Genomic DNA, 23,649 nt, shown 5'->3' with positions numbered 1-23,649 from the left:
TGTCCTTCCATTTGGTGATCGGGAATGCCGTTACAAGCCGAGCTGCTCAAGGAGAGGAAGCTTGCGCCTCACCTGGGTACGCCCCTCGGCTGCGGTTTCGGCAGCCAGGGCCAGTGCCGCCAGCTCCTGGGCCTGGGGGAGGGTCACTGAGGCCAGGACCGCACCCACGGTGGAGAGCGCACGGGGAGTCATGGACAACGTGTTCACACCCAGACCGGTCAGCACGACGGCGAGGGCCGGGTCTGCGGCGGCTTCCCCGCAGACCCCCACGTTGCGCACAGCTCCGTCCACTTCACCCGCCGCGGCACCGCCGGCCACGGTAGCGGCAATGAGCTGCAGGACAGCCGGCTGCCAGGGATCGTTGAGGGACGCCAGCGTTCCGAGCTGCCGGTCCGCGGCCATGGTGTACTGCGTCAGGTCGTTGGTGCCCAGGGATGCAAACTTCACCCGTGACAGGACCGCCCTGGACATGATCGCAGCGGCAGGCACTTCGATCATGACGCCAGGCGTTGCCAGCCCCGCGGCGCCGCACATCACCGCGAAGTCGGCCGCTTCATCGGCGGTGGAAATCATGGGTGCCATCACCCAGACATCCGATTCATGGGAGCCGGCCGCCGCGGCAATCGCCTCCAGCTGCCTGGTGAGGACGCCGGGAGAGGACCGGTCCGTACGGAAGCCGCGGACCCCAAGCGCCGGATTGGGTTCGGTGGCGTCCGTCAGGAACGGCAGCGGCTTGTCCGCCCCGGCGTCCAGGGTCCGGATCACCACCTTGCGGCCCGGGAAAGCCTCAAAAACTGCGCCGTAGGCAGCGACCTGCTCGTCAATGCTGGGTTCGGTGTCGCGGCCGAGGAAACAGAACTCCGTCCGCAGCAGTCCCACGCCTTCTGCCCCGGCCGCGGCTGCCGCCACGGCATCCTTGCCTGAACCCACGTTGGCGAGCAGGGGGACGCGGTGGCCGTCCGACGTCGTACCCACTCCGTTGAAGGCTGGGAGGGAACCCCGTGAGGCGTACTTCTGTGCTGCCTCGCGTTCGGCAACTCCGGGGTTCACGACGACTGTCCCGGCGGCGCCGTCCAGGTAGATTTCTGCCCCGTCAACGATCGAATCCGCGCTCGCTGCTCCCACCACGGCAGGCAGGCCGAGGGACCGGGCCAGGATGGCGGTATGCGACTGGGGGCCGCCGCCGCTGGTGACGAGTCCGATCACCAGTGCCGGATCGAGCGTCGCAGTGTCCGCCGGTGCCAGTTCCTCCGCGGTCAGGATGAAGGGTACGTCCGACGCCGGTATGCCGGGCGCCGGCAGTCCGTCCAGCTCGGCGACGATGCGGGCACGCACGTCCAGCACGTCCTGGGTCCGCTCTGCCATGTACCCGCCCAGGCTCTGGAGCATGGAGGCGACTTCCAGGCCTGCTTCCCAGATGGCACGGTCAGCAGCCATTCCGTTGTTGATGTGCTTCCCGGCTGCCTTGAGGAGCATCGGGTCCGTTGCCATCATCGCGGTCGCATCAAGGACGGCTTTGGCATCGCCTGATGCCGCTGCAGAGCGGCGCTTGAGGTCCTCGCGCACGTTGTCCGCGGCGTCCTTCAGGCGTGCCTTTTCCCCGTCCACGGAACTGTCGGGGCCAAACTTGAGGCCGGCATCCGGTTCCGGGACGGGCGGCGGCATCCGCAGAGACGGGCCCAGCACCCGGCCCGGGCTGACTCCGATTCCCTTGATGGTGCGCATTAAAGTACCTCTCTGTGGGTCACGCGGTTACTAGGCAACAATCGGTTCCGTTGTGTTCTTTGGCGATGTTGCCCGTTTCAGGCCGACCAGGACCAGTGCGCTGACGACCATGCCGGCGAGGATTGCGACGATGAACATCAGGATGTTCCCGATCGCAAAGAAGACGAAGATCCCGCCGTGGGGTGCCTGCGACGTTACTCCCGCGGCCATGCAGATCGCACCGGCAGTAGCTCCGCCCAGCATGGTGGAGGGGATCACCCGCAGTGGATCGGAGGCGGCGAAGGGAATCGCGCCTTCCGAAATGAACGCCGCGCCCAGCAGCCAGGCGGCCTTGCCGTTCTCCCGGAGCGCCATGCTGAACTGGCTCTTGTCCAGCACAGTCGCCAGCGCCATGCCCAGCGGAGGAACCATGCCGGCGGCCATAACGGCGGCCATGATCTGCCAGGGTGCCTGATTATCGAAGGCGCCCTCACTCAGCCCCGCTACTGCAAAGGCGTAGGCCACCTTGTTGATCGGGCCGCCGAGGTCGGCGCCCATCATCAGCCCCAGGATCACGCCCAGCCCCACAGCGGCGACGCCGGTCAGGCCGGACAGCCAGTCGTTCAGGGCAAGTGTCAGCGCGGCGATCGGTCCGCCAAGGACCAGTAGGAGCAGACCGGACGCTATGAGGGAGGCAAGGAGCGGAATGATAACCACCGGCATCAGTCCGCGAAGCCAGCTTGGGACCTTCCAGCGGCCCACCCACATGGCCACATAACCTGCAAGGAGGCCGCCGGCAATGCCGCCGAGGAACCCTGCGTCCATGAACACAGCAACGGCGCCTGCCGTGAACCCGGGGGCGATGCCCGGGCGGTCTGCCAGGGCATAGGCGATATAACCGGCCAGCGCCGGCACCAGGAAAGCGAGGGAGATGTTGCCGATCTTCCAGAAAACCGCTCCCAGATAGGCCACCAGGCCCTCGGGCGGAAGGTTGAAGAGGCCCGTTCCGTCCAGCATGTTATCGCCGTTGGCGACCCCGGCGTCGTCAGAGAGTGAGAGTTCATAGCCGCCGAGCAGGAACCCGAGGGCGATCAGCAGGCCGCCGCCGGCGACGAAGGGGATCATGTAGCTGACGCCGGTGAGCAGGGCCCGTTTGAGCTGTCCGCCGAAGTTCTCTCCGCCCGAAGACGCCCGCTCCTCGCCGCCGCCTCCGCCTCCGGAAACCTTCCGGGAATTGGGGTCCTTGGCGGCTGCCAGGGCTTCGTCGATCATCACGCCCGGCTCGTCGATCCCCCGCTTGACGGGGCCGCTGACCACAGGCTTCCCGCCGAAGCGGCCTTTATCCCGGACATCCACGTCAACGGCGAAAATCACCGCCGAGGCGTTCTTGATTACCTCGGGGTCCAACGGGGTGGACCCGGCCGATCCCTGGGTTTCGACCTGCAGGTCTATGCCGCGTTCAGCTGCGGCTGCCGCCAGGGAATCCGCGGCCATGTAGGTATGGGCGATTCCTGTGGGACAGGCCGTGACTGCTACGAGGCTTTCCGGCCTCGAACCGGATGCCGACGCCGGTTCGTCTCCTGCCGTTGCGGTTCCACCGCCGCCGCTCACGTTCCCCGCGGGGTTTTCCGAGCCGGCTCCGGCTCCTACGCCTGCAGCGGTGGCGCCTGCGGCAGCACCTCCGGCAGCTGCCGCCCCGGATGCTCCGCCTGGATGGTCTGCGCTGGATGCACCGGACCCGGTATCCGTGGAGCCGGTGGGGGGAGCCGGAGTTGTCCGTGGAGCCGGACCCAGCCCCAGTGCACCGTCCACGAGTTCCACGACGTCCTGAGGTGTTGCCGCATTGCGAAGATCGGAGGTGAAGTCTTTCTTGATCAATGACCGCGCAAGTTTTGCCAGCAGCTGGAGGTGTTCCTGGTCGGCGCCTTCAGGAGCGGCGATGAAGAACACGATGTCCGCCGGGCCGTCCTTGGCACCCCAGTCCACCGGTGGCTTCAACCGAGCCATGGCCAGGCTCGCCTGGGTGACGGCGGCGGATCGACAGTGTGGAATGGCTATCCCGCCCGGTACGCCCGTGGCGGTTTTCTGCTCACGGGCCATCGCATCCGTGAAGAGTCCATCAAAACTCGTGGCCCGGCCGGTGGCCGCGACCTGTTCGGCAAGGTGGCGGATGACTTGCTCACGCGTGGTGCCCAGGTCCTGATCGAGGGTGACCAGGTCCGGAATGATCAAATCTGACATCACTCTTGCTCCTTAGGCATGGTTGATGCAGGGCCGCCCCGCGGAGTTACGGGCGGAACCGGATGCAGTTCGAGTGGACTGACCGTCACGGCCTCCGGTTCGGTCTGCTCCAGAGAGGGAACGGTGGAGCCAGGCAGGGATGCCGCTGCTGCTCCGTGCGCGACAGCTTGGCGCAGGCAGTCAGGAGGCGCCTGTCCCGCCGTCGCCGCCAGGAGGTACCCGGCCAGCGAAGAGTCACCGGCGCCGACCGTGGAACGCGCGGCCACCGGCGGGCGGGTAGCTAGCCAGGCGCCGGCGGGCGTTACCAGCAGGGCGCCCTTTGCGCCCAGTGTGGCCAGGACAGCGCCGACGCCGCGCTCGATCAGTGTCATGGCGGCGCTCGCCGCCAAGGGCGGATTGGCTTCGAGTTCCTCACCGGAGGAGATACCGGTGACCTCGGAGAGCTCCTCCCCGTTGGGCTTGAGCAGGTCCGGGGCAGCATCGTGGAGCAGCGCTCCCAGCAGGGGGGCACCGGATGAATCGATGGCCAGCAGTGGTGCCCCGGCGCCGAACCGTTCGCGGACGGCGCGGGCGGCGACCGCGTAAAAATCCGCCGGGAGACCCGGCGGAAGCGAGCCGGCCAGCACCAGCCAGCTTGCCGGCAGCGAATCCCCGGGGCCGGCGCAGGCATCCACGGTGAGGGCCAGAAGCCTCTCCTGCAAAGCGGTGCCCAGCTCCGGCCCGGGCAGGTTGACCTTCGTGGTGGTGCCGTCCGGCTCGGTCAGCGTCAGGTTCGCCCGCAGGGCGGTACCGATGGGGAGGTTGCGGTAGTCAATGTCCGCCGCACGGAGTCCGGCCATCACGGGATCCGAGTCATCGCCGGGGAGGACCGCAATGCAGTCAGTGCCGGACGCTTTCAGTGCCCGGCAAACGTTCACGCCCTTGCCGCCGGATTCCTCGTGGCTGCCAGCGGCCCGTTGGACAGCCCCGCGCACCAGGGTTCCGGCGAGTTCAATCGTCCGGTCAAGGCTCGGGTTGGCGGTGAGCGTCACAATGGCGCCCCGGTTCGTTGCTGAGTACATGTGCCCCCGTAATCAGTGGCCGCGGCGCACGGGTATGCGCTGTCCTGCAACGGTAGATTCCTGTCCAACCCATTTGCAATGGCTTCCCGGAAGGCCGGTCCGCTGCGTCCCCAAACGCCGCAGCGCGCTGGCGGCCCTAGTCTTGGAGGCATGCACCACGTTCTCTGGTCCGCCCCCGAAAAGGACCGCGCCGGCACCCACCTGCTGGTCATGCTGCACGGGTACGGTTCTGACGAGGCCGCCATGGCCGAGCTCTTTGGCCGCCTGCCCGCAGGGATCACCTGCGCTGCGCTCCGCGGCCCGTTCGACGTCGGCGGGCGCTTCGGTTGGTTCCTGCTGGACCCGCTGCTGGCATCGGATCCGGCCGAGGTGCTGTCGGCCGGATCTGCAGTGCTGGCGAGCATTACGGAACTGCAGCAGCAGGGAACGTTCAGCGGCGTCTCACTGCTGGGCTTCTCGCAGGGGATGGCCATGGCGGTGACAGCCCTGAGGCTGAGGCCCACGGCGTTTACCTGCGTTGTCGGCCTGTCCGGGTTCGTGGTTCCCAGTGAACTGCTCGCCATGGCCGAACCCCTGGCGGACCCGGTTCCCTTCTTCTGGGGAAGGGACCGCGAGGACTGGGTCATCCATCCCGACGCCGTGCTTGCAGCCGAATCCTGGCTGGCTGCCAATACCTTCCTGACCGCCCGCACCTACCTTGGCATGGGGCACCGGATAGGTGTGGAGGAAGTGCGCGACATAGGGGTTTTCCTGAACAGATTCGTGCGGGACGCAAAAAAATATAAGGTCCCTGATTAACACTCTGACTAGGCGTTATGTTCTTGCTGGGGGTCATTTTGGGCCGATTCGAGTTCGCATAAGGTTACTTATGAAGTAGGCTTAGGGAAAGCGTTGCCCACAGGCAGCGCGGACTTTCACTAGTCACTCACACAGCAAGGAGTATTCACATGGGTATCATTGCTTTCCTTATTCTGGGACTTATTGCAGGCGCCATTGCGAAGGCCCTGCTTCCGGGACGCCAGGGCGGCGGATGGATCATCACCATGGTCCTCGGTGTCGTTGGCGCCCTGCTGGGCGGTTTCATCGGTAACGCAATCTTCGGTATTGGTCTTGAGGAATTCTTCTCGATCCAGACGTGGATCGTAGCCATTCTCGGCTCCGTGATCGTCCTGCTGGTTTACGGCATGATCACCAAGCGCGGTGCTCGGGCTTAGTGAGGCACGGCTGCGGGTTCTTCCCCCAGCCAGGAAACGGGCCCACGGATTTGCTTCCGTGGGCCCGTTCTCTTTTAAGTCCGCTCGCGTAGGCTGATGGGCGGACATCGGCGATTGTAAGGAGCGTTCATGGGCTTCAAGACCAACAGTGCACTGCGGCTTGCCGGCGGTGCCGTCTTCGACAGTGACGGCAGGCCCAAGTCGCACATTGCCCGGGGGATAGAACGGGCCGTGGAAGTCCAGCGGCCGCTGGTCCTTGCCAACATCCGCAGGCTGCAGCGCAGGCACCCCGAGGCGTCCGCCGCGGAACTCGTGAAAATCCTGGAACACCACTATCTCGCAGCCGTTGCCGGAGGCGGAGCCGCAGTTGGCGCAACGGCCGTGATCCCGGCGGTAGGGACTGCTGCTGCGCTGGGCCTCTCCGCGGCCGCGACCGTGGGCTTCCTCGAAGCCACGGCCCTCTATGCCCAGTCTGTTGCTGAGATCCACGGGATTCGGCTCCAGGACCCCGACCGCTCGCGGACCATGGTCATGGCCATCATGCTCGGCGAAGAGGGCACTGCCATGATGCAGCAGCTCGGCAAGGGCCAGCCGTGGGGCAACGCCCTCGGCGGCGCTTCGTCCGGGATGCTGGGCAGCCTCGGTGCGACAATCCGGCGCCAGTTCATGAAGAAGATGCTTGCCCGCCAGGGATCCGTCATCATTGGGCGGGCACTGCCGCTGGGGGTTGGCGCGGTTATTGGCGGGGCCGGCAACTACACGATGGGCCGGTCCGTCATTAAGGCGGCGCACCGCGCCTTCGGCGAGGCACCCCATTCCATTCCCGGAGAACTTGCCGAGGAGATCCAGGCGCTCCCTGACAAGCGGCCTGCCTAGCCGAAAATGGCGTGCGCGACGGTAAAGATGGCCAAGCCGGCGAGTGAGCCGACCACTGTGCCGTTGATGCGGATGAACTGCAGGTCCTTGCCGACCTGCAGTTCAATCTTTTCCGAGGTCTCTTCGGCGTCCCAGCGTTCCACTGTTTCTGTGATGACGCCGGCAATGTCCTTGCGGTAGGTGCGGACCAGGTAACCCGCGGCATCAGCCACCCAGGCGTTGACCTTGGCGGCCAGCTCCGGATCGCTGACCAGCCGCGTTCCGAAGTCCTGCACGGCTGACTTGAAGTTGGTGGTCAGTTCGCTGTCCGGATCGTCGACTGCCTCGGCGAGGGCGTTCTTGATGGTGCTCCATGTCTGGGTGACCAGTTCCTTCACCCGCGGATCATCCAGCACCTGTTCCTTGATGCGCTCAGCCTTGGCCATGGCTTCCGGATCGTGCTGCAGGTCGTTTGCCAGGCCGCGCAGGTAATCATCGAGCGCCCGCCGCACCTGGTGGTTCGGATCGTCCTGCACAGCTTCGAGGAAGCGGGTGAGCTCTACCTGGACTCGCTCACCGACCAGGTCGTCCAGGAACCCGGGAACCCATGACGGCGAGCGTTCGGACACCAGCCGCGAAACTATGTGGGGATTCTGTTCAACCCATTCGGTGAGGCTGTCCACAAGCAGGTCCACCAGTTTATGGTGGTGCCCTTCGTCGAATACCTTCCCAGCCATCCGTCCCACCGGAGGCCCCCACGGGACGTCAACCACATGCCTGCGGAAGATGGACTCAAGGACTTCCCGGACTGCCTCGTCGTCGAGCACCCGAAGGAGCCCGCGGATCGCCGCCGCCCCTTCAGCGGCCACCCGCGCGGCGCTCTCGGGCCGGGACAGCCAGGCCCCGGCACGTTCGGCAACTCCGATCGAGGCCAGTTTCGCTTCGACGACCTCGTCCGAGAGGAAATTGTCCTCCACGAAGTCCCCCAGCGTGGCGCCGATCTGGTCCTTGTTGCGGGGAATGATGGCCGTGTGCGGGATTTTCAGGCCCAGGGGATGCTTGAACAGAGCGGTGACCGCGAACCAGTCCGCCAGGGCACCCACCATGCCTCCTTCGGCTGCGGCACGCACGTACTGCAGCCAGGGGTACTGGTCCTGGAGGGCGAAGGCGATAACGAAAATGATGCCCAGGATCACCAGCAGGCCGGTGGCCACAAGCTTCATCCGCCGCAGGGCAGCGGCTTTGACGGCATCCTTTTCCAGCAGCGGCGTGCTCATGGGCGCACCTCCGGAACAAACCGGCACTGCACGGGCGGGGGAACACGCCGGGCCGTAGGGTTCAAGGACGTCAGGCAAGCGGACATTCAGGCAACTCCCAAAACTTAGGTGCGGTCCTGCGAAGTCCAGGCGCCGGGTTTCTCCCGCCGTACCTGTGTGGACCGGCACTGCCATCTAACCAGCACCGGGTCCCTGCGCGCCACGCATGGCGGGGCCCGGAGCGCCCGTGGACTGCCGGGGAACTCGCGTAGGGTGGATCCAGTTCCTGAACAGCGCACCGGAAGGTCCTGCATGCGATCCCTCATCTATGCCCACCGGGGTTCCAGTGGCGAGTATGCCGAGCACACCCGCGCCGCGTACCTCCAGGCGCTGGCCGACGGCGCTGACGGGCTGGAGTGCGACGTCCACCTCAGCAGTGACCGGCAGGCCGTGCTCATCCATGACTCCACGGTGGACCGGACGTCATCCGGAACCGGCGCCGTCGCGGGTATCACCCTTGACCAGCTGCGCCTGCTGGATTTCAGCGCCTGGAAGGGGGTTGTCCTGCCGGAAGGTTTCGGAACGGAGGCCGAGCAGCTGCTGTCCCTCTCCGACCTGCTGGACCTTCTCGCCGTCGTCGAGCGGGAAATCGGGCTGGCCATAGAGTTCAAGCAGCCGGGTCCCTTCGGTCTGGAGCTGGAAGACACCGTCCTGGCGTTGCTCCGCTCACGCGGCTGGGACCCCGAAACCTCGCGGCTGGGATCGGTCACTGTGAGCTTCATGAGCTTCAGTCCCGAATCCGTCCAGTACCTGCTGGAGATTGTTCCGGCAGGGTTCGTGTGCCAGCTGCTGTCCGACGTCGACGACGCCGCTGTGGCCGAAGCCGAGGCGCTGCTTCCTGCAGGATCGGATGCTGCCGGCATGCTGCACGGTGCCCTGGCCGCCGGCGAACAGCTTGTCTCGGACGGCAGCGCCGGCATCGCCGGGCCGGGTGTGGAGTACCTGCGCGCCCACCCCGAGCGGATAGCAGCCTGGGTGGACGCCGGCCGGACCGTACGGGCCTGGACCGTGGACACCGAAGCGGAGGCCACAGCCGCTTTCGCGCTGGGAGTGCGCGAGTTCACGACGAACTATCCGGCACGCCTGCGGGAGGTTCTTTCCCGGCTCGATGCCGGTGCACAGCTGACGTAGGGCTGCGCGCCTGGCCCATAGGCTGCTGCCGGGAGCGTGTGGTTGAGTGGTGCAATGGCCACTCCAATTGAGGACTACGCCCTGCTTTCGGACCTCCACACCGGTGCCCTGGTGTCGCGGAACGGAAGTATTGACTGGCTTTGCCTTCCACGGTTCGATTCGCCCTCCGTCTTCGGTGCCCTGCTCGGCAACAAGGACCACGGCCGGTGGGTGGTGGCTCCCTCCGGCCCGGGCGCACGGGTGCTGCACCGGGCCTACCTGGATTCCACCTTCATCCTGCAGACCCACTGGCGGACGGACTCCGGGGAAGTCCTCGTTACGGACTTCATGCCGGTCAAGGACCGCAGGGCCTCCGTGGTGCGGCGGATCGAAGGCCTGAGCGGCCGCGTTGACATGCGCCAGGAGCTCGAGGTCCGCTTCAATTACGGCACCACCGTCCCGTGGATGCGCCGCGACAGACAGGACGGTACAGAGCGGCTGCTGGCCATTGCCGGACCGGGTGCCATGGTGCTGCACGGAGGCAACATTCCGCACGGCAGCGATCACCGCCATACAGGGAGCTTCATCGTCGGAGAAAAGGAACAGGTGGACCTGGAGCTGGTGTGGTACCCCTCCCACCGGCCCGCTCCGGAGCCGAACGACATCGATGCCTGCCTTGCCTCCACCACCGCATACTGGCGGAAATGGTCGGGGCTCTGCGTTGACAGCGCCCGCTACCAGGAACCGGTCCTGCGCTCGCTGCTGGTGCTCCGGGCGCTGACCCATGAGGACACGGGCGGCATAGTCGCTGCTCCCACCACGTCGCTGCCGGAGGAGTTCGGCGGATCGCGGAATTGGGACTACCGCTTCTGCTGGTTGCGGGATGCGGCCCTGACACTCGAAGCAATGATGACCCACGGCTATTCAGAGGAGGCCCTGCACTGGCGCAACTGGCTGCTGCGGGCGGTGGCGGGGGATCCGGACGACCTGCAGATCATGTACGCGGTGGACGGCGGCCGGGACCTCCCCGAGCGCATACTGCCGCAGTTCACCGGCCATGCCGGTGCCCTCCCCGTGCGGATCGGAAACGGAGCAGTGAACCAGTACCAGGCCGACGTCGTCGGCACCGTCATGGTGGCCCTCGCCCGCCTGCGAGACCGCGGGATCGAGGAAGACGGTTTCTCCTGGCCGCTGCAGCGGGCCCTGCTGGGGTTCCTGGAACGCCATTTGGAGGACCCGGACCACGGGATCTGGGAGGTCAGGGGGGTGCCGCGCTTCTTCACCCATTCCCGGGTGATGATGTGGGCTGCCTTCGACCGGGCTGCACAGGCCGCCAGGCAGGATGGTCTGTCCGGACCGGTGGAAATCTGGGAAGCACTTCGGGACGGACTGCGGGCGGAGATCATGGACAAGGGCTACGACGCCGGCCGCAATACCTTCGTGCAGTCCTACGGGAGCTCCCTGCCGGATGCGGCTCTGCTCCAGCTGCCGCAGGTGGGGTTCCTGGACTATGACGATCCACGGATGCTCGGGACCGTGGAATTCCTGGAACACGAACTGCTCAATCCGGCCGGGCTGCTGCATCGCTACCGCAGTGATTCCGGCGTCGACGGTCTGGAGCCGGGCGAGAACCCCTTCTTGGCCTGCAGTTTCTGGCTGGTGGAGCAGTATGCCCGGACTGGCCGGAGCGCCGAAGCCGTGGCCCTGATGGACCAGCTTGTAGGGTATGCGAACGAGGTAGGGCTGCTCAGCGAGGAATATGACACCAGCGGTGACCGGATGGCCGGGAACTTTCCGCAGGCGTTTTCCCATCTGGCCCTGGTGCGCGCTGCCGACGCAATCCAGTCGGCTCCGGCCGCCGCTCAGCCATCCAGACGCCAGCCGGTTCCACCGATGGAAAGAAGTTCATGAAGAAACAGTCCGTCTCAGCCGCTGCACTGGCCGTGCTGCTGAGCGTCAGCGCAGTCAACCACTTCCGCAGTCCGGGGTTCTACGGGCAGGTGGTGCCGCGGAGCCTCTGCCGGGACAAGCAGGGCCGGTTTGGTGTCCTGACGCGGAGCCAGTGGATCAGCGCCAGCGGTGCGGCAGAGATTGCCGCTGCAGCGGGTTTGCTTTTTCCTGCCACCCGCCGGGCCGCGGCCACCGGTACGGCACTGATGTTCGCCGCGTTTATTGCCGGCCATGTCAGTGCGCTCGAGCGTGCCTTTGGGGAGCGGGGCTCGGGCCGTGAGCGGGTCATCCACAGCCTGCGGCTGCCCCTGCAGCTTCCGCTCATCCGCTGGGCCTGGAGCCTGCGGAAGGCTTAAACGCTCCCGCCCGCCCCTGGAAAGGGACGGGCGGGAAATGCGCTGCGGAGCTAGTTCAGCCCCGGCTGGAAGACCACCTTGATGCAGCCGTCTTCCTTCTTCTGGAACTTCTCGTACATCTCAGGGGCTGCCTCAAGTCCTGCCCGGTGGGTCACCAGGTCCAGTACCCCCAGTGGATCGGCCGGGTCCTCGACCAGCGGCAGCAGGTCATCCACCCAGCGCTTCACGTTGGCCTGGCCCATGCGGAAGTTGAGCTGCTTGTCGAACATGGTCATCAGCGGCATAGGGCTCGCCGTGCCGCCGTAGACGCCGCTCAGCGAGATGGTGCCGCCTCGGCGCACGGAGTCGATGGCGCTGTGGAGAACGGAGAGACGGTCCGTTCCCGCAGTTTCCATGGCTTTCTGGGCCAGCGCATCAGGGAGCAGGCCCACAGCTGCCTGGGCGAAGGCGCCCACGTGGGAGCCGTGTGCTTCCATGCCGACGGCATCCACCACCGAATCCGGGCCGCGGCCCTGCGTCATCTCCCTCAGCTCATCGCCAAGGTCCTTGGAGAAGTCCAGCACTTCGACGCCGTGGCGAGCTGCCAGTTCCCGCCGCTCTGCCTCGGGTTCGATACCGATGACCCGGTAGCCCAGGTGCGTGCCGATCCGCGCGGCGAACTGGCCCACCGGGCCCAGGCCGTAAACGGCGAGGGTGCCGCCGTCGGGCACGTTAGCGTACTGCACGCCCTGCCAGGCGGTGGGCAGAATGTCGGAAAGGAAGAGGTACTTGTCGTCCGGGCCTTCGGAGCTGACCTTGATGGGGCCGTAGTCGGCGTGCGGGACGCGCAGGAACTCTGCCTGCCCGCCCGGAACCGAACCGTAGAGTTCGGAGTAGCCGAACAGTGCCGCGCCGGAGCCCTTTTCGCGGACCTGGGTGACCTCGCACTGCGTCTGGAGGCCCTGGCGGCACATAAAGCACTGGCCGCAGGCGATCTGGAAGGGGATGACCACGCGGTCGCCGCGCTTGAGGTTGGTGACGGCGCTGCCGACCTCTTCGACAATGCCCATGGGCTCGTGGCCCACGATGTCGCCGGCGTTCATGTACGGACCCAGGACTTCATACAGGTGCAGGTCCGAACCACAGAGTGCGGTGGAGGTGATGCGGATGATGGCGTCCGTCGGCTGTTCGATCACCGGATCCGGCACTTCTTCCACGCTGACCTTGCGCTTGCCCTGCCATGTGACTGCCTTCATGCTGCCTCCTGCTCGTTTGCTGCGGGATACGTTGCACCCATCCTGCCAAATTTGTAAGCCTGCTGACAATTAGGCGGCGTGGTGTGCGGAAGCCCGGAGGGACTGCAGGAGGCAGGCTGCGCACTCAGCTCAGCCGGCGGAATGCTTTCGGATCGCGCTGCAGGAAGGCCAGGTCGAAAACCTGGTCGTTAGTGAGCGGCAGGCCCTGTTCGGGTGCAGCGGCATGCCCGCAGGCGGGCAGGCGGGCAGGCATTTGGATCGAGACCGTGGTGTGTCCGGTGCCCAGGGGTACTGACGGGATTTTGTCCGCACGGACCAGCAGTTCATCCAACGCGGACGCGTCCAAATGATGCGCCTTGGACAGGTTGACGGTCACATGGGCACCCAGCGAGGCGGTGTGCCGGAGGATGTCGAACAGGTCCAGGCATGTCTCCGGGACCAGGCAGCCGCGCACTTCGACGCATGCTGTTGAGCTCTTAGTATCGATTCTTACCAGTACCCGCAGGCTGTGCTCCATGCCAACTCCACGCACGAGGGATTCCGCGGCTTCTGCTTAACCTGCCCTGAAATATAGCAATGCTTATGGTCGCCTGTCGCCTTCCGGGAGGCCTTCGGGACCGTTTGCCGAAGTACCCGCCGGTAGGGTTGATCCGCTGGTCAAAGCGTGGTTGTTATTCCCGGCCCGCTGCGAGGACTGTCTCCGCTGTTGCCTCGGCAATGGCTTCCTCTTCATCGGTGGGGACCACCAGTACCTCGATGGCCGAGTCCGGTGTGCTGATGCGCCGGGTGTCCTTGGAGGGCGAGGCATTCGCCTCTTCATCCAGCCGCACGCCCAGTGCTCCAAGGTGGTTCAGGACCCTGGCCCGGTAGGGATCGTCGTTCTCGCCGATTCCTGCGGTGAAGACGATTGCCTTGGCGCCGTCGACGGCCACGTGGTAGCCGCCGATGTACTTGGCCAGCCGGTACGCAGAGATTTCCAGCGCGAGCTCAGCCTGGCCGTTTCCTGCGTCTGCCCAGGCCGTAAGTTCGCGCATATCCGGCGCCCCGCCCAGGGCCAGGAGTCCCGACTCGCGGTTGAGCAGGTCATCCAGCTCTTCGGCCGTGTACCCCTGGCGTTCCAGGAACACCAGGACTGAGGGATCGATGTCCCCGCTGCGGGTTCCCATCACGAGTCCCGCCAGCGGGGTGAACCCCATGGAGGTGTCAATGCTGCGGCCCTCCTTCAAGGCGGTAACGGACGCGCCGTTGCCAAGGTGCGCCACGATGCCGTCGAACTGGTCCACCGGGATGCCGAGGAACCCCGCCGCGATTTCACTGACGTAGGCGCAGCTGGTGCCGTGAAAGCCGTAACGCCGGATGCCGTACCGGCGGTAGAGGGACTGCGGAATGGCGTAACGCCACGCGCGCTCCGGGAGCGACCGGTGGAACGCGGTATCAAAGACGGCGACCTGGGGAACGTCCGGGTACTGTTCGGCGACGGCGCGGATTCCCATGGCACTCGCGGGGTTGTGCAGCGGGGCCAGGGGGCTGAGGCGCTCAATTGCGCGGGTGATTTCGTTGTCTACCAGTACCGGCTGGCTGAAGCGCTCACCGCCGTGCACGACGCGGTGCCCTACTGCATCGATGCCTTTGTCTCCCATGGCATCGTGCACCTGCTCACTCAAAAGCAGCATGGCCGTGTGGTGGTCCGGAACGTCCCCTTCGCCGATCCGGGCAATGAGTCCCTTGGCCAGGACTTCACGGGTGTCCGTGTCGCGGACCTGGTATTTGAGTGAGGATGAACCTGAATTGACCACGAGAATCAGCATTAGTCCTCCTGTGCCTGTACGGCTGTAATGGCCACGGTGTTCACGATGTCTTCGACCGTGCAGCCGCGGGAGAGATCATTGACCGGCTTGCGCAGGCCCTGCAGGATCGGTCCGACGGCGACTGCGCCGGCGGACTGCTGCACCGCCTTGTACGTGTTGTTGCCGGTATTCAGGTCCGGGAAGATAAACACCGTCGCCTGGCCCGCGACGGTCGATCCCGGTGCTTTCGACGCCGCCACGGACGCGTCCACCGCGGCGTCGTACTGGATTGGTCCCTCCACCGGCAGGTCCGGGCGATGCGTGCGGACAATTTCCGTTGCCTGCCGGACCTTTTCCACAGCGCCGCCCTTCCCGGAGGAACCTGTGGAGTAGGAGAGCATGGCTACCCGCGGGGAGATGCCGAACTGTGCCGCGGTCGCAGCGGAAGCCAGGGCGATGTCAGCAAGCTGTTCGGCATCCGGCTCCGGATTCACTGCACAGTCGCCGTAGACCAGGACCCGGTCCTGCAGCAGCATCAGGAAGACCGAGGAAACGATCTTCACTCCGTCCCTGGTGCGGATGAATTCCAGTGCCGGGCGGATGGTGTTGGCTGTTGTGTGCGCGGCACCGGACACCATTCCGTCGACGCGGCCCAGCTTCACCATCATGGTTCCAAAATATGCCCCCTGGAGCATACGTTCGTTGGCGTCCTCCAGGGTGACACCCTTGTTGGCGCGCAGCTGCTGGTACTCCCGGGCGAAGTCGTCCCGCAGTCCGCTGGTTGCCGGATTGATGAAGGTTATGCCGCTCAGGTCGATGCCTTCGCTGGCGGCCAGTTCCCGGACCTGTATCTCCGGGCCAAGAATGGTCAGTGCGCAGACATCGCGCCGGCGCAGGATCTCCGCGGCGCGGAGGATCCTCAGGTCCAGGCCCTCGGGCAGGACAATGTGCTGCCGGTTTGTCCGGGCGCGGACAATGAGCTCGTTCAGGAAACGCAGGGGGGTGGTCTTCTCCGGGCGGGGCAGCTCAAGCCGCTCCAGGAGTTCCTTCTCATCCACGTAGCGAGACCAGACGCCGAGTGCGGCAGCAACCTTCCGCCGTTGCCCGGTGGCGATCTCCCCGCGGACCTGGCTCACGTCGCGGGCCGCCGCGTACGTGTCGCTGTCCACTGCGAACACAGGGAAGGGCGCCTGCGCCAGCAGGGCCAGGATGCCGGGATCCACCGGAAGCCCGCCGGTGAGGATCAGGCCGCTGGGAACAGGGAACTCGGAAGAAAAGGAGGAGGCGAGGGCGGCAACCATGACGTCCGCACGGTCGCCGGGCGCGATCACGAGCGATCCGTCCGCGAGCTGGGTGATGAAATTCCCCACAGTCATGGCTGCGACTTTGACGCCGGTTACGTCCCGCTCCAGCGACGTGCTGCCGGCAACCTGCCGGGCATTCAGTGCCTTGGAGACCTCGGACACGGAAGGCTGGGAGATCTCGTTCAGCTCGGGCAGCACGTAGACCGGGCGGTGGGACGCCCCGGGCCGGACATGTGCCCGGATTTCATCGACGGCGGACTCCGGGGCCCGGTTGACCATCATCGCCAGGATGTCGCATTTCGCGGCAGTCAGCTCGCGCCGTGCCACGTCCACCGCGTCCGCTACTTCCTCGACGCCGACGTCCAGCCCGTTGACGACGGCGATGACCACCGCACCGAGATTATTGGCGAGGCGGGCATTGAGGTCGAATTCCAGGGCGACGTCGTGTCCCGAGAGGTCAGTCCCCTCCACGATGACTACGTCGCAGTTAGCTGCGATCTCGCTGTAAATCGCCATGCACCGTGCGTCCACCTCGCCCCGTTCGCCGGCCACCAGGAGGGCCCGGAGTTCCGGGCGGGTCAGTCCGCCGCGGCAGTTGGAGGTGCTGAGGTTGAAGCGGCGCTGCATCAGGCGGACCACTGGATCGTCGTCGCGGTCCGTTCCCTCCACGATCGGGCGGAAGAACCCCACCCGGTCTGCGTGCCGGTGCAGCATGTCGGCCAGGCCCAGGCTGATCAAAGACTTGCCGGATCCGGGGGTCATGGCGCTGACATAGATACCTCGGGCCATGGAACTGTCCGATCTCTAGGACGGCACCCGCGCCGGAGAATTCTGCACGGGCTGTCCCCATCCTCCCAAAGCCAAGTGCACTTCGCTACGGGCCTTCGGCCTACACTTGTATCGTCCGCAATTCTTGCGGCCCGCGAGCCGCTCCCAAGCACCACAGCAAGGACGAACGCAGTGAGTCTGTTCCGCACCAAACCCATTGAGCAATCACTTGCCGACGCTGATGAGGAAGGCCGCCGGCTCAAACGGTCCCTGACCACCTGGGACCTGATGATCATGGGCGTAGCCGTCGCGGTGGGCGCAGGTATCTTCTCCGTCGGAGCCAAGGCGGCCGCGCAGTTCTCCGGACCGGCAGTGACGCTGTCCTTCGTTCTGGCGGCCATCACCTGTGCGCTGGCCATCATGTGCTACGCCGAGTTCGCCACCGCCATCCCCGTGGCCGGTTCGGCGTACGTGTTCACCTACGCCACCATGGGTGAGCTGATCGCCTGGATCATCGGCTGGAACCTGATCCTGGAACTGTTCACGGCCGGGGCGGTCATCGCCAAGTACTGGGGCATCTACCTCAGCGAGGTCTTTGCGCTGATCGGCTGGAACATCCCGGCCACGATTTCCCTTGGCCCGGTAGACATGACGTGGGGCCCGTTCCTGATTGTTGCGTTGTTCACCGTCCTGCTGGTCATGGGAACCAAGCTTTCCGCCCGGGTCGGCAACGTCTTCACCCTGATCAAGATCGGCGTCGTGCTCTTCGTGATCGTTGCCGGGTTCTTCTACATCGACTTTGCGAACTACACCCCGTTCATCCCGGAATCCGTTTCCACTGAGGCCGCCGGTTCCGAAGGCGTGATGGCGCAGTCGCTGTTCTCCTTCTTCACCGGTGCCGCCCCGGCGCAGTACGGCATGCTCGGTGTATTCGCCGGAGCCGCGGTCGTCTTTTTCGCATTCATCGGGTTCGACGTCGTTGCTACGTCCGCCGAAGAGGTCAAGAATCCGGGACGCACGCTTCCCCGCGGCATCTTCGCCGGACTTGCCGTCGTGACCCTGCTGTACATCGGCGTCTCGCTGGCGCTGACCGGCATGGTGTCCTACAAGGAACTCGCGTCCGTGGAGTCGCCGAACCTGGCCACGGCATTCGCCCTGGTCGGCAATACCGGTGCCGCTCAGATCATCGCGATCGGCTCGCTGATCGGCCTCACCACCGTCATCATGGTGCTGCTCATGGGCCTGGCCCGGGTGGTCCTGGCCATGTCCCGCGACGGCCTGCTGCCGCGCGCGCTGTCCAAGACCAGTTCCAAGCACGCCACCCCGGCCCGGCTGCAGATCCTCTGCGGCGTCCTGGTGGCCCTTGTCGCCGGGTTCACCCAGGTGGACCTGCTCGAGGAAATGATCAACATCGGCACCTTGTCCGCGTTCGTCGTGGTCAGCGCCGGTGTCCTGGTGCTGCGCCGCAAGCGTCCGGACCTGAAGCCCGCCTTCCGGGTACCCTTCGGCCCCGTGCTTCCCGTTCTCTCGGCGCTGCTGTGCCTGTACCTGATGACGAACCTGTCCGTGGAAACCTGGATCTACTTCATGTTCTGGCTGGCCCTCGGCTTTGCGCTGTACTTCGTTTACGGCCGCCGCCGTTCACGCCTGAATCCGAAGAACGAGGTTTCCGCAGCGGTTGCCGGTGGAACGTCCGGGAAGCACGTCACGGACTAGGGGAGGTCTTTCGCCCTGGCCTGTGCTGTTCTGGTTTTCCGCACGTGAGTGGCAGACTGGGCGCATGCTTGTAGCCTTCTCAGTTGCTCCCTCCGGCGCCGGCCCGGAAACCGGCCCGGACGGCCCCTCGGCCGACGCTTCGGTCCACGACGCCGTTGCCGCGGCCGTGAAAATCGTCCGCCAGTCCGGCCTGCCGAACCGCACGGACGCCATGTTCACCACCATTGAAGGTGAGTGGGACGAAGTCATGGACGTGATCCGCCGCGCAACGGAAGCGGTGGGCAGGTACGGCAGCCGCGTTTCCCTGGTCCTGAAGGCAGATATCCGCCCGGGGCACACCGGGGAACTGACGGGCAAGGTGGAGCGGCTGGAGCAGCTCCTGGCCGACGGGGACGAATACCGGGGGCACTCCTAGCCCGCTGCGGGACCGGAAGCAACGGCCGCTTCCGAAGCCTAAGCTGGATGCATGAGCTTTATGCACGTCCGGCCGGCGGGGGACTGAATGGGCAGGAAACGTCCCGGCAAGGCGGCGCCGAACGAGGTGCCGGACACCGGCACAGGGCCCGTGCCCGGCCGCCACGAAATCGATACCGGGACCTGCGAGCTGCTGCCTGACCAGTACTCCTCCACGGGCTGGCTGCTGAAGATCAACGGCGTGCACTCTTCGCACATCGACCTGGCGAACCCGCGCGAACTGGACTTTGAGTACATGCGCTGGATTGCGGCGCTGGTGGAGTCCCGCTTCCCCGAAGACACCCGGCTGCGGGCCCTGCACCTGGGCGGCGGAGCCTGTTCCCTGGCGCGCTACTTCGCCGCCGTCTATCCGGAAGCCCGGCAGGTCGTCGTCGAACTGGACGGCAAGCTGGCCGAACTGGTGCGCGGGTGGTTCGACCTGCCCAGGGCACCGCTGATGCGGCTGCGCGTGGGGGAGGCCCGCGAAGTTACGGAATCGCTCAGTGAAGACAGCCGGGACGTACTGATCCGGGACGTCTTCGCAGGGGACAAGACTCCGCTGCCGCTCACCTCAGCCGAATTCCTGGTCCATGCCAAAAAGGTGCTGGCAGCGGACGGGCTGTACGTGGTCAACTGCGGTGACTCCCCGGACCTGCGGATGGCCCGCCGCGAAGCCGCGACGATTGCCGCCGCCTTCAGCCATACGGCTATCGTCGCTGATCCGGCGATGCTGAAGGGCCGCCGGTACGGGAACATCATCATCGCCGGCTCGGATGTCCCCTTCGCCCAGGACGCTTCACTGCCGCGGCGCCTGCTGGGCGGGGCCCTGCCGGCGCAGCTCTGGGACGACGCGCTGGTCCGGTCCTTCGCCGGCAGCTCCAAGGTGATCCACGACGCCGAGGCCCAGCGCACGGCCCAGCCGGCCTAGCGGCGCCGCCTGAAAAAACGGGTGCCCCGGCCGCAATGGCCGGGGCACCCGTTTTGTATGGATTTGTCTTCGGTGCCGGGACTAGATGATGCCGAGTGCGGCTTCGATCGGTCCGACGCAGAAGAACAGCACGAAGGCGGCGGAGACAACCCACATCACCGGGTGGATCTCCTTGGCGCGGCCCTGGAAGATGCGGATCAGCACGTAGGAGACGAACCCGGCGCCCAGCCCGTTGGCGATCGAGTAGGTGAACGGCATGAGCACGATCGTCAGGAAGGACGGCAGCGCCAGGCCGATGTCGGTCCAGTCGATCTTGGCCACCTGGGAGACCATGAGGTAACCGACGACGACGAGCGCCGGTGCCACGGCTTCGAACGGCACCAGGTAGATCAGCGGCGTCAGGAACATTGCTGCGAGGAACAGCAGGCCCGTGACGATCGAGGCCAGTCCGGTACGTGCACCTTCACCGATGCCGGCGCCTGACTCCACGAACAACTGGTTGGAGGACACGCTGGCACCGCCGCCGACGATGGCGCCGGCTGCGTCTACGAGCAGCACCCGCTCGGTGTTCGGGATGTTGCCGTCCTTGTCGATGCTGCCGGCCTCGGTGGAGAGACCGACCATGGTGCCCATGGCATCGAAGAAGATGCTGAGCAGGATGACGAAGGCCAGCAGGGAGGCGCCGATGACGCCAAGCTTCTCGAACGAGCCGAACAGGTTGAAGTTGCCGATCAGGGACAGGTCCGGCGCAGCCCATTCAGGCATGCTGGGGGTGACCAGGGACCAACCGGTGGCAACGCCGGCGCCCTGGTTTCCGGGAGGCGCAACGGCTTCGATGATGACGGCCAGGACCGTGGATGCCAGGATGCCGATGAGGATGGCTCCGCGGGTCCTGCGGGCCATCAGCGCGATGGTCAGGACCAGTCCGAAGACGAAGACAAACGTGGGCCAGCCAAGCAGCACTCCGCCTGCGCCAAGTTCGACCGGAACGGTGGTCCCGGCGACGTCGGGGATGCGGCGGACGAAGCCGGCGTTCACGAACCCAAGCAGGGCGATGAACAGGCCGATGCCGGCCACGATGGCAGTCTTGAGGCTCGCGGGGACTGCCTTGAACACCGCCGTCCGGAACCCGGTCAGCACCAGGATGAACATGGTGATGCCGGCGAGGACCACCAGGCCCATCACGTCCGGCCAGGTGAGGTTGTCGTTGGTGGCAACGGTAGCGGCTACGAAGGCGTTGACGCCGAGGCCGGTGGCCATGGCAAAGGGGTGCTTGGCCCAGGCGCCCATGACGATGGTCAGGACACCTGCCACGAGTGCGGTAGCCGCGGCAATCGCCGGCCCGCCAAGCGAGCGGCCCGAACCGTCCTCGCCGCCGAGGATAAGCGGGTTCAGCACCACGATGTAGCTCATCGCGAAGAACGTGGCCAGACCTCCGCGGACCTCGGTAGCTACCGAGGAACCCCGCTTGGAAATTTCAAAATACCGGTCCAGCCTGGAACCTTGTTTGAGCATGACGGCTTCCCTCTAAAGATGTTCTGGTTGGGACGGGAGAATCCTGCATTTTCGATAGTAGTCCTGCTGGGGGACAGGCCTTAAACCGGCCGGGGGCATGAAGGAAATCTGCAGCAACGGAGCCCGTCAGACGAGTAGTCTGGCACTAGGAGCGCAGCCGACGGAGGCTGGGCACGTGCATCCGAAGGGAGCCGGTATGACCGATTCTGAATGGGAAGCGGCCTCGGCCCGGGCTGGGATCGTCGTGGGAGTTGACGGGTCGGACCAAAGCATCTGCGCGTTGACCTGGGCAGCACGTGAAGCCCGCCGCCGCGGCGTTCCCCTGCACGTCGTCACCGCATATACGGTTCCGATTTTTGCCGCCTCATCGATGGACGCCGGCTACACCGCCGTGGACGACGCCGTCATCCGTGACGGTGCGCGCTCGGTCCAGGAGAAGGCGCTGGCCCGCATTTCACGGGACGGCCTGGAAATCGTGCCGCGGGTCGAAAGCGGTGATGCCTCCGCCGTGCTGCTGGAACTCTCGGAGGACGCGGACCTGATGGTGGTCGGCTCCCGCGGCCGCGGCGGTTTTGTGGGCCGCCTGCTGGGCTCCGTCTCCAGTGCCCTGCCCGCACACGCAAAGTGCCCCACCGTCGTCGTCCCGCTTCGCACTGCCGGAAGACTGCCCGAAGCGGGTGTCCAGGCCCCCGCCGGCAGTCCGGTGGCCGATGATGTCCACCAGGCGGTCGTGGTGGGTGTCGACGGATCGGAGCAGGGCCGCGCCGCCTCGCTGGTTGCGGCGGAGCAGGCCAGGAGCACCGGGCTGCCGCTGCGGATCGTGTGCGCCCTCCCGCCGTTCAGCGGCTCGCTGGCGTGGGTTCCCGCCCCGCTGGATCTTGACGCGCTCCACGCGGAAGTGATGGAACAGCTCTCCGCAGGGCGGAACTGGCTGCAGAGCCATTTCCCGGACGTGGAAATGAGCGTGGAACTGGTCGACGGGCCGCCGGCTGAAGTGATGGTGGCGCGGACGGCGAACGTCGAACTGGTGGTGCTGGGAACCCGGGGCCGCGGCGGGTTCACGGGCATGCTGCTCGGCTCCACCAGCCAAAGCGTGCTGCACCATGCCAAGGGGCCGGTCATGGTGGTTCCGGACCGGGATGATTCCCGCCTTGCGGACCGGGAGAAGTTCGGTCCCATGGCCGAGGACTAGCCGAAGCCCTCAGGCGTGCCGTTCACCCTCGTGGACGGCATGCCGCTCCGGCTCCAGCTGGAAGGTGCAGTGCTCGGTGTCGAAATGGCTGGCCAGGCAACTGTCCAGCCGGTCCAGGATCGTATCCATCCCGTCGGGGGTCAGGTAGGCCTCGTCCACCACCACGTGCGCGGAGAACACCGGAACGCCGGAGGTGATGGTCCAGATATGGATGTCGTGGGCATCGCTCACGCCGTCGACCCGGACAATGTGCTCCCGGATCATCGCAACGTCCACCCCCTGCGGCGTCGCTTCCAGCAGGACGTCGATGACCTCCCGCAGCAGCGACCAGGCACGCGGCAGGATCATCAAAGCGATGAGGAATGATGCCCAGACATCGGCCTGCTGGTACCCGGTGAGCATAATCACGACGGCGGAGACGATCACTGCGGCCGAGCCCAGCAGGTCGCCCAGGACCTCCAGGTAGGCGCCGCGTACGTTGAGGCTCTCCTTCCGGCCGCCTTGGAGGATGAACAAGGACACCAGGTTGGCCAGCCCGCCGACGACTGCGGCAAAAAGCATGATCCCGGTCTGGACCTCCGGTGCGTCCCCGATCCGGCGGACCGCCTCGGTGAAGATCACGACGGCAATGACAATCAGCAGCACCGCATTGGCCAGTGCAGCCAGGACCTCTGCCCGCTGATAACCATAGGTCCGTTTCGATGTTGCCGGGCGGCCGGCTATCCATGCGGCCAGCAGGGCAATCGAAACGCCGGCGGCGTCGGAGAGCATGTGTCCGGCGTCTGCAAGCAGCGCCAGGGAGCCGGAGACCAGTGCGCCAGCGGCCTGGATGGCCACCACGGTGATGGTGATGAGGAAAACAGCAAGCAGCTTGCGGCGGTGCTTGCCCGTGGCGGTGCCTGACGGCAGGCCGTGGCTGTGGCCGGAATGATCGCCCATACTTA

At 65.9% G+C, this 23,649-nt stretch carries 20 protein-coding genes; 10 read left to right on the top strand and 10 right to left on the bottom strand.

The genetic code is table 11. The features are described 5' to 3' along the window. Positions 1 to 30: 30 nt before the first annotated feature. From ptsP to TVB01_RS01945, 3 genes are read right to left on the bottom strand one after another with little or no spacing between them, the layout of a single operon-like run. Positions 31 to 1,725 (bottom strand): phosphoenolpyruvate--protein phosphotransferase, encoded by a 1,695-nt coding sequence (gene ptsP, locus TVB01_RS01955; RefSeq protein WP_422453689.1) that lies wholly within the window; start codon positions 1,723 to 1,725, stop codon positions 31 to 33. Positions 1,726 to 1,755: 30 nt separating this feature from the next. Continuing rightward, on the bottom strand, positions 1,756 to 3,945 hold the full coding sequence (locus TVB01_RS01950; RefSeq protein ID WP_422453688.1) for a PTS fructose transporter subunit IIABC: 2,190 nt from the start codon (positions 3,943 to 3,945) through the stop codon (positions 1,756 to 1,758). Next, positions 3,945 to 5,006 (bottom strand): 1-phosphofructokinase family hexose kinase, encoded by a 1,062-nt coding sequence (locus tag TVB01_RS01945; RefSeq protein WP_422453686.1) that lies wholly within the window; start codon positions 5,004 to 5,006, stop codon positions 3,945 to 3,947. The genes TVB01_RS01950 and TVB01_RS01945 overlap by 1 nt, the downstream gene beginning before the upstream one ends. Positions 5,007 to 5,156: 150 nt before the next feature. On the opposite strand from TVB01_RS01945, the gene TVB01_RS01940 reads away from it, so the two are divergent. The 3 genes from TVB01_RS01940 (at position 5,157) to TVB01_RS01930 (ending at position 7,096) form a co-directional block, all read left to right on the top strand. Continuing rightward, positions 5,157 to 5,804, top strand: a complete 648-nt coding sequence (locus tag TVB01_RS01940; protein WP_422453684.1) for an alpha/beta hydrolase — start codon at positions 5,157 to 5,159, stop codon at positions 5,802 to 5,804. A 149-nt stretch (positions 5,805 to 5,953) separates the two neighbouring features. Continuing rightward, positions 5,954 to 6,220: a GlsB/YeaQ/YmgE family stress response membrane protein gene (locus tag TVB01_RS01935; protein ID WP_325788564.1), complete on the top strand. Its 267-nt coding sequence runs from the start codon at positions 5,954 to 5,956 to the stop codon at positions 6,218 to 6,220. Positions 6,221 to 6,349: 129 nt separating this feature from the next. After that, on the top strand, positions 6,350 to 7,096 hold the full coding sequence (locus TVB01_RS01930) for a hypothetical protein (RefSeq protein WP_422453682.1): 747 nt from the start codon (positions 6,350 to 6,352) through the stop codon (positions 7,094 to 7,096). Here the strand turns inward: TVB01_RS01930 and TVB01_RS01925 are convergent. Beyond that, the gene (locus TVB01_RS01925; protein ID WP_422453680.1) at positions 7,093 to 8,352 is read right to left on the bottom strand and encodes a DUF445 domain-containing protein; all 1,260 of its coding nucleotides are present in this window, start codon (positions 8,350 to 8,352) and stop codon (positions 7,093 to 7,095) included. The genes TVB01_RS01930 and TVB01_RS01925 overlap by 4 nt on opposite strands. Positions 8,353 to 8,643: 291 nt before the next feature. Here TVB01_RS01925 and TVB01_RS01920 point away from each other — a divergent pair, with 291 nt between their 5' ends. Genes TVB01_RS01920 through TVB01_RS01910 form a run of 3 tightly spaced genes read left to right on the top strand, consistent with a single transcriptional unit; the run spans position 8,644 to position 11,807 of the window. Next, positions 8,644 to 9,522 (top strand): glycerophosphodiester phosphodiesterase, encoded by an 879-nt coding sequence (locus TVB01_RS01920; RefSeq protein ID WP_422453679.1) that lies wholly within the window; start codon positions 8,644 to 8,646, stop codon positions 9,520 to 9,522. Between the two features lie 36 nt (positions 9,523 to 9,558). Then, positions 9,559 to 11,412: a glycoside hydrolase family 15 protein gene (locus TVB01_RS01915; protein ID WP_422453677.1), complete on the top strand. Its 1,854-nt coding sequence runs from the start codon at positions 9,559 to 9,561 to the stop codon at positions 11,410 to 11,412. Further along, a complete protein-coding gene (locus TVB01_RS01910; RefSeq protein ID WP_422453675.1) occupies positions 11,409 to 11,807 on the top strand; it encodes a hypothetical protein in 399 nt (132 codons plus the stop codon). Before TVB01_RS01915 ends, TVB01_RS01910 begins: the two co-directional genes overlap by 4 nt. A gap of 50 nt (positions 11,808 to 11,857) precedes the next feature. Here the strand turns inward: TVB01_RS01910 and TVB01_RS01905 are convergent, their stop codons facing one another. The 4 genes from TVB01_RS01905 to pta all read right to left on the bottom strand — a co-directional run bounded on the left by TVB01_RS01905 (position 11,858) and on the right by pta (position 16,922). Next, complete coding sequence (locus TVB01_RS01905) at positions 11,858 to 13,042, bottom strand: zinc-dependent alcohol dehydrogenase (protein ID WP_422453673.1); 1,185 nt, start codon at positions 13,040 to 13,042, stop codon at positions 11,858 to 11,860. Between the two features lie 124 nt (positions 13,043 to 13,166). Continuing rightward, a complete protein-coding gene (locus TVB01_RS01900; protein WP_422453672.1) occupies positions 13,167 to 13,559 on the bottom strand; it encodes a hypothetical protein in 393 nt (130 codons plus the stop codon). Between the two features lie 154 nt (positions 13,560 to 13,713). Then, the gene (locus tag TVB01_RS01895; protein WP_422453670.1) at positions 13,714 to 14,850 is read right to left on the bottom strand and encodes an acetate/propionate family kinase; all 1,137 of its coding nucleotides are present in this window, start codon (positions 14,848 to 14,850) and stop codon (positions 13,714 to 13,716) included. After that, positions 14,850 to 16,922 carry a phosphate acetyltransferase gene (pta, locus tag TVB01_RS01890; RefSeq protein WP_422453669.1) on the bottom strand — a complete coding sequence of 691 codons (2,073 nt, stop codon included), beginning with the start codon at positions 16,920 to 16,922 and terminating at the stop codon, positions 14,850 to 14,852. The genes TVB01_RS01895 and pta overlap by 1 nt, the downstream gene beginning before the upstream one ends. A gap of 171 nt (positions 16,923 to 17,093) precedes the next feature. On the opposite strand from pta, the gene TVB01_RS01885 reads away from it, so the two are divergent. The 3 genes from TVB01_RS01885 (at position 17,094) to TVB01_RS01875 (ending at position 19,998) form a co-directional block, all read left to right on the top strand. Then, positions 17,094 to 18,617, top strand: a complete 1,524-nt coding sequence (locus TVB01_RS01885) for an amino acid permease (RefSeq protein WP_422453668.1) — start codon at positions 17,094 to 17,096, stop codon at positions 18,615 to 18,617. Between the two features lie 64 nt (positions 18,618 to 18,681). Continuing rightward, entirely contained in the window at positions 18,682 to 19,032 is a 351-nt protein-coding gene (locus TVB01_RS01880; protein ID WP_422453666.1) for a thiamine-binding protein, read from the top strand. Between the two features lie 87 nt (positions 19,033 to 19,119). Then, the gene (locus TVB01_RS01875) at positions 19,120 to 19,998 is read left to right on the top strand and encodes a spermidine synthase (RefSeq protein ID WP_422453664.1); all 879 of its coding nucleotides are present in this window, start codon (positions 19,120 to 19,122) and stop codon (positions 19,996 to 19,998) included. A gap of 81 nt (positions 19,999 to 20,079) precedes the next feature. Here the strand turns inward: TVB01_RS01875 and TVB01_RS01870 are convergent, their stop codons facing one another. Continuing rightward, positions 20,080 to 21,513: an NCS2 family permease gene (locus tag TVB01_RS01870; RefSeq protein ID WP_422453663.1), complete on the bottom strand. Its 1,434-nt coding sequence runs from the start codon at positions 21,511 to 21,513 to the stop codon at positions 20,080 to 20,082. 196 nt (positions 21,514 to 21,709) lie between these two features. Here TVB01_RS01870 and TVB01_RS01865 point away from each other — a divergent pair, with 196 nt between their 5' ends. Next, positions 21,710 to 22,705 (top strand): universal stress protein, encoded by a 996-nt coding sequence (locus tag TVB01_RS01865; protein ID WP_422453661.1) that lies wholly within the window; start codon positions 21,710 to 21,712, stop codon positions 22,703 to 22,705. Positions 22,706 to 22,714: 9 nt separating this feature from the next. On the opposite strand, the gene TVB01_RS01860 is transcribed toward TVB01_RS01865, so the two are convergent. Continuing rightward, positions 22,715 to 23,644 carry a cation diffusion facilitator family transporter gene (locus TVB01_RS01860; protein ID WP_422453660.1) on the bottom strand — a complete coding sequence of 310 codons (930 nt, stop codon included), beginning with the start codon at positions 23,642 to 23,644 and terminating at the stop codon, positions 22,715 to 22,717. Positions 23,645 to 23,649: the final 5 nt, after the last annotated feature.

Source organism: Arthrobacter sp. 7Tela_A1 (genome assembly GCF_049311065.1).
In the GTDB taxonomy this organism is placed as follows: Bacteria; Actinomycetota; Actinomycetes; order Actinomycetales; family Micrococcaceae; genus Arthrobacter_B.
The sequence above is the reverse complement of the archived record's forward strand: the minus strand, read 5'-3'. Positions and strand labels throughout refer to the sequence as shown.

Excerpts from the sequence above, each read along its gene's own strand:
- ptsP (WP_422453689.1), bottom strand. The coding sequence starts at position 1,725 with ATGCGCACCATCAAGGGAATCGGAGTCAGCCCGGGCCGGGTGCTGGGC.
- TVB01_RS01950 (WP_422453688.1), bottom strand. The coding sequence starts at position 3,945 with ATGTCAGATTTGATCATTCCGGACCTGGTCACCCTCGATCAGGACCTG.
- TVB01_RS01945 (WP_422453686.1), bottom strand. The coding sequence starts at position 5,006 with ATGTACTCAGCAACGAACCGGGGCGCCATTGTGACGCTCACCGCCAAC.
- TVB01_RS01940 (WP_422453684.1), top strand. The coding sequence starts at position 5,157 with ATGCACCACGTTCTCTGGTCCGCCCCCGAAAAGGACCGCGCCGGCACC.
- TVB01_RS01935 (WP_325788564.1), top strand. The coding sequence starts at position 5,954 with ATGGGTATCATTGCTTTCCTTATTCTGGGACTTATTGCAGGCGCCATT.
- TVB01_RS01930 (WP_422453682.1), top strand. The coding sequence starts at position 6,350 with ATGGGCTTCAAGACCAACAGTGCACTGCGGCTTGCCGGCGGTGCCGTC.
- TVB01_RS01925 (WP_422453680.1), bottom strand. The coding sequence starts at position 8,352 with ATGAGCACGCCGCTGCTGGAAAAGGATGCCGTCAAAGCCGCTGCCCTG.
- TVB01_RS01920 (WP_422453679.1), top strand. The coding sequence starts at position 8,644 with ATGCGATCCCTCATCTATGCCCACCGGGGTTCCAGTGGCGAGTATGCC.
- TVB01_RS01910 (WP_422453675.1), top strand. The coding sequence starts at position 11,409 with ATGAAGAAACAGTCCGTCTCAGCCGCTGCACTGGCCGTGCTGCTGAGC.
- TVB01_RS01905 (WP_422453673.1), bottom strand. The coding sequence starts at position 13,042 with ATGAAGGCAGTCACATGGCAGGGCAAGCGCAAGGTCAGCGTGGAAGAA.
- TVB01_RS01900 (WP_422453672.1), bottom strand. The coding sequence starts at position 13,559 with ATGGAGCACAGCCTGCGGGTACTGGTAAGAATCGATACTAAGAGCTCA.
- TVB01_RS01895 (WP_422453670.1), bottom strand. The coding sequence starts at position 14,850 with ATGCTGATTCTCGTGGTCAATTCAGGTTCATCCTCACTCAAATACCAG.
- pta (WP_422453669.1), bottom strand. The coding sequence starts at position 16,922 with ATGGCCCGAGGTATCTATGTCAGCGCCATGACCCCCGGATCCGGCAAG.
- TVB01_RS01880 (WP_422453666.1), top strand. The coding sequence starts at position 18,682 with ATGCTTGTAGCCTTCTCAGTTGCTCCCTCCGGCGCCGGCCCGGAAACC.
- TVB01_RS01875 (WP_422453664.1), top strand. The coding sequence starts at position 19,120 with ATGGGCAGGAAACGTCCCGGCAAGGCGGCGCCGAACGAGGTGCCGGAC.
- TVB01_RS01870 (WP_422453663.1), bottom strand. The coding sequence starts at position 21,513 with ATGCTCAAACAAGGTTCCAGGCTGGACCGGTATTTTGAAATTTCCAAG.
- TVB01_RS01865 (WP_422453661.1), top strand. The coding sequence starts at position 21,710 with ATGACCGATTCTGAATGGGAAGCGGCCTCGGCCCGGGCTGGGATCGTC.
- TVB01_RS01860 (WP_422453660.1), bottom strand. The coding sequence starts at position 23,644 with ATGGGCGATCATTCCGGCCACAGCCACGGCCTGCCGTCAGGCACCGCC.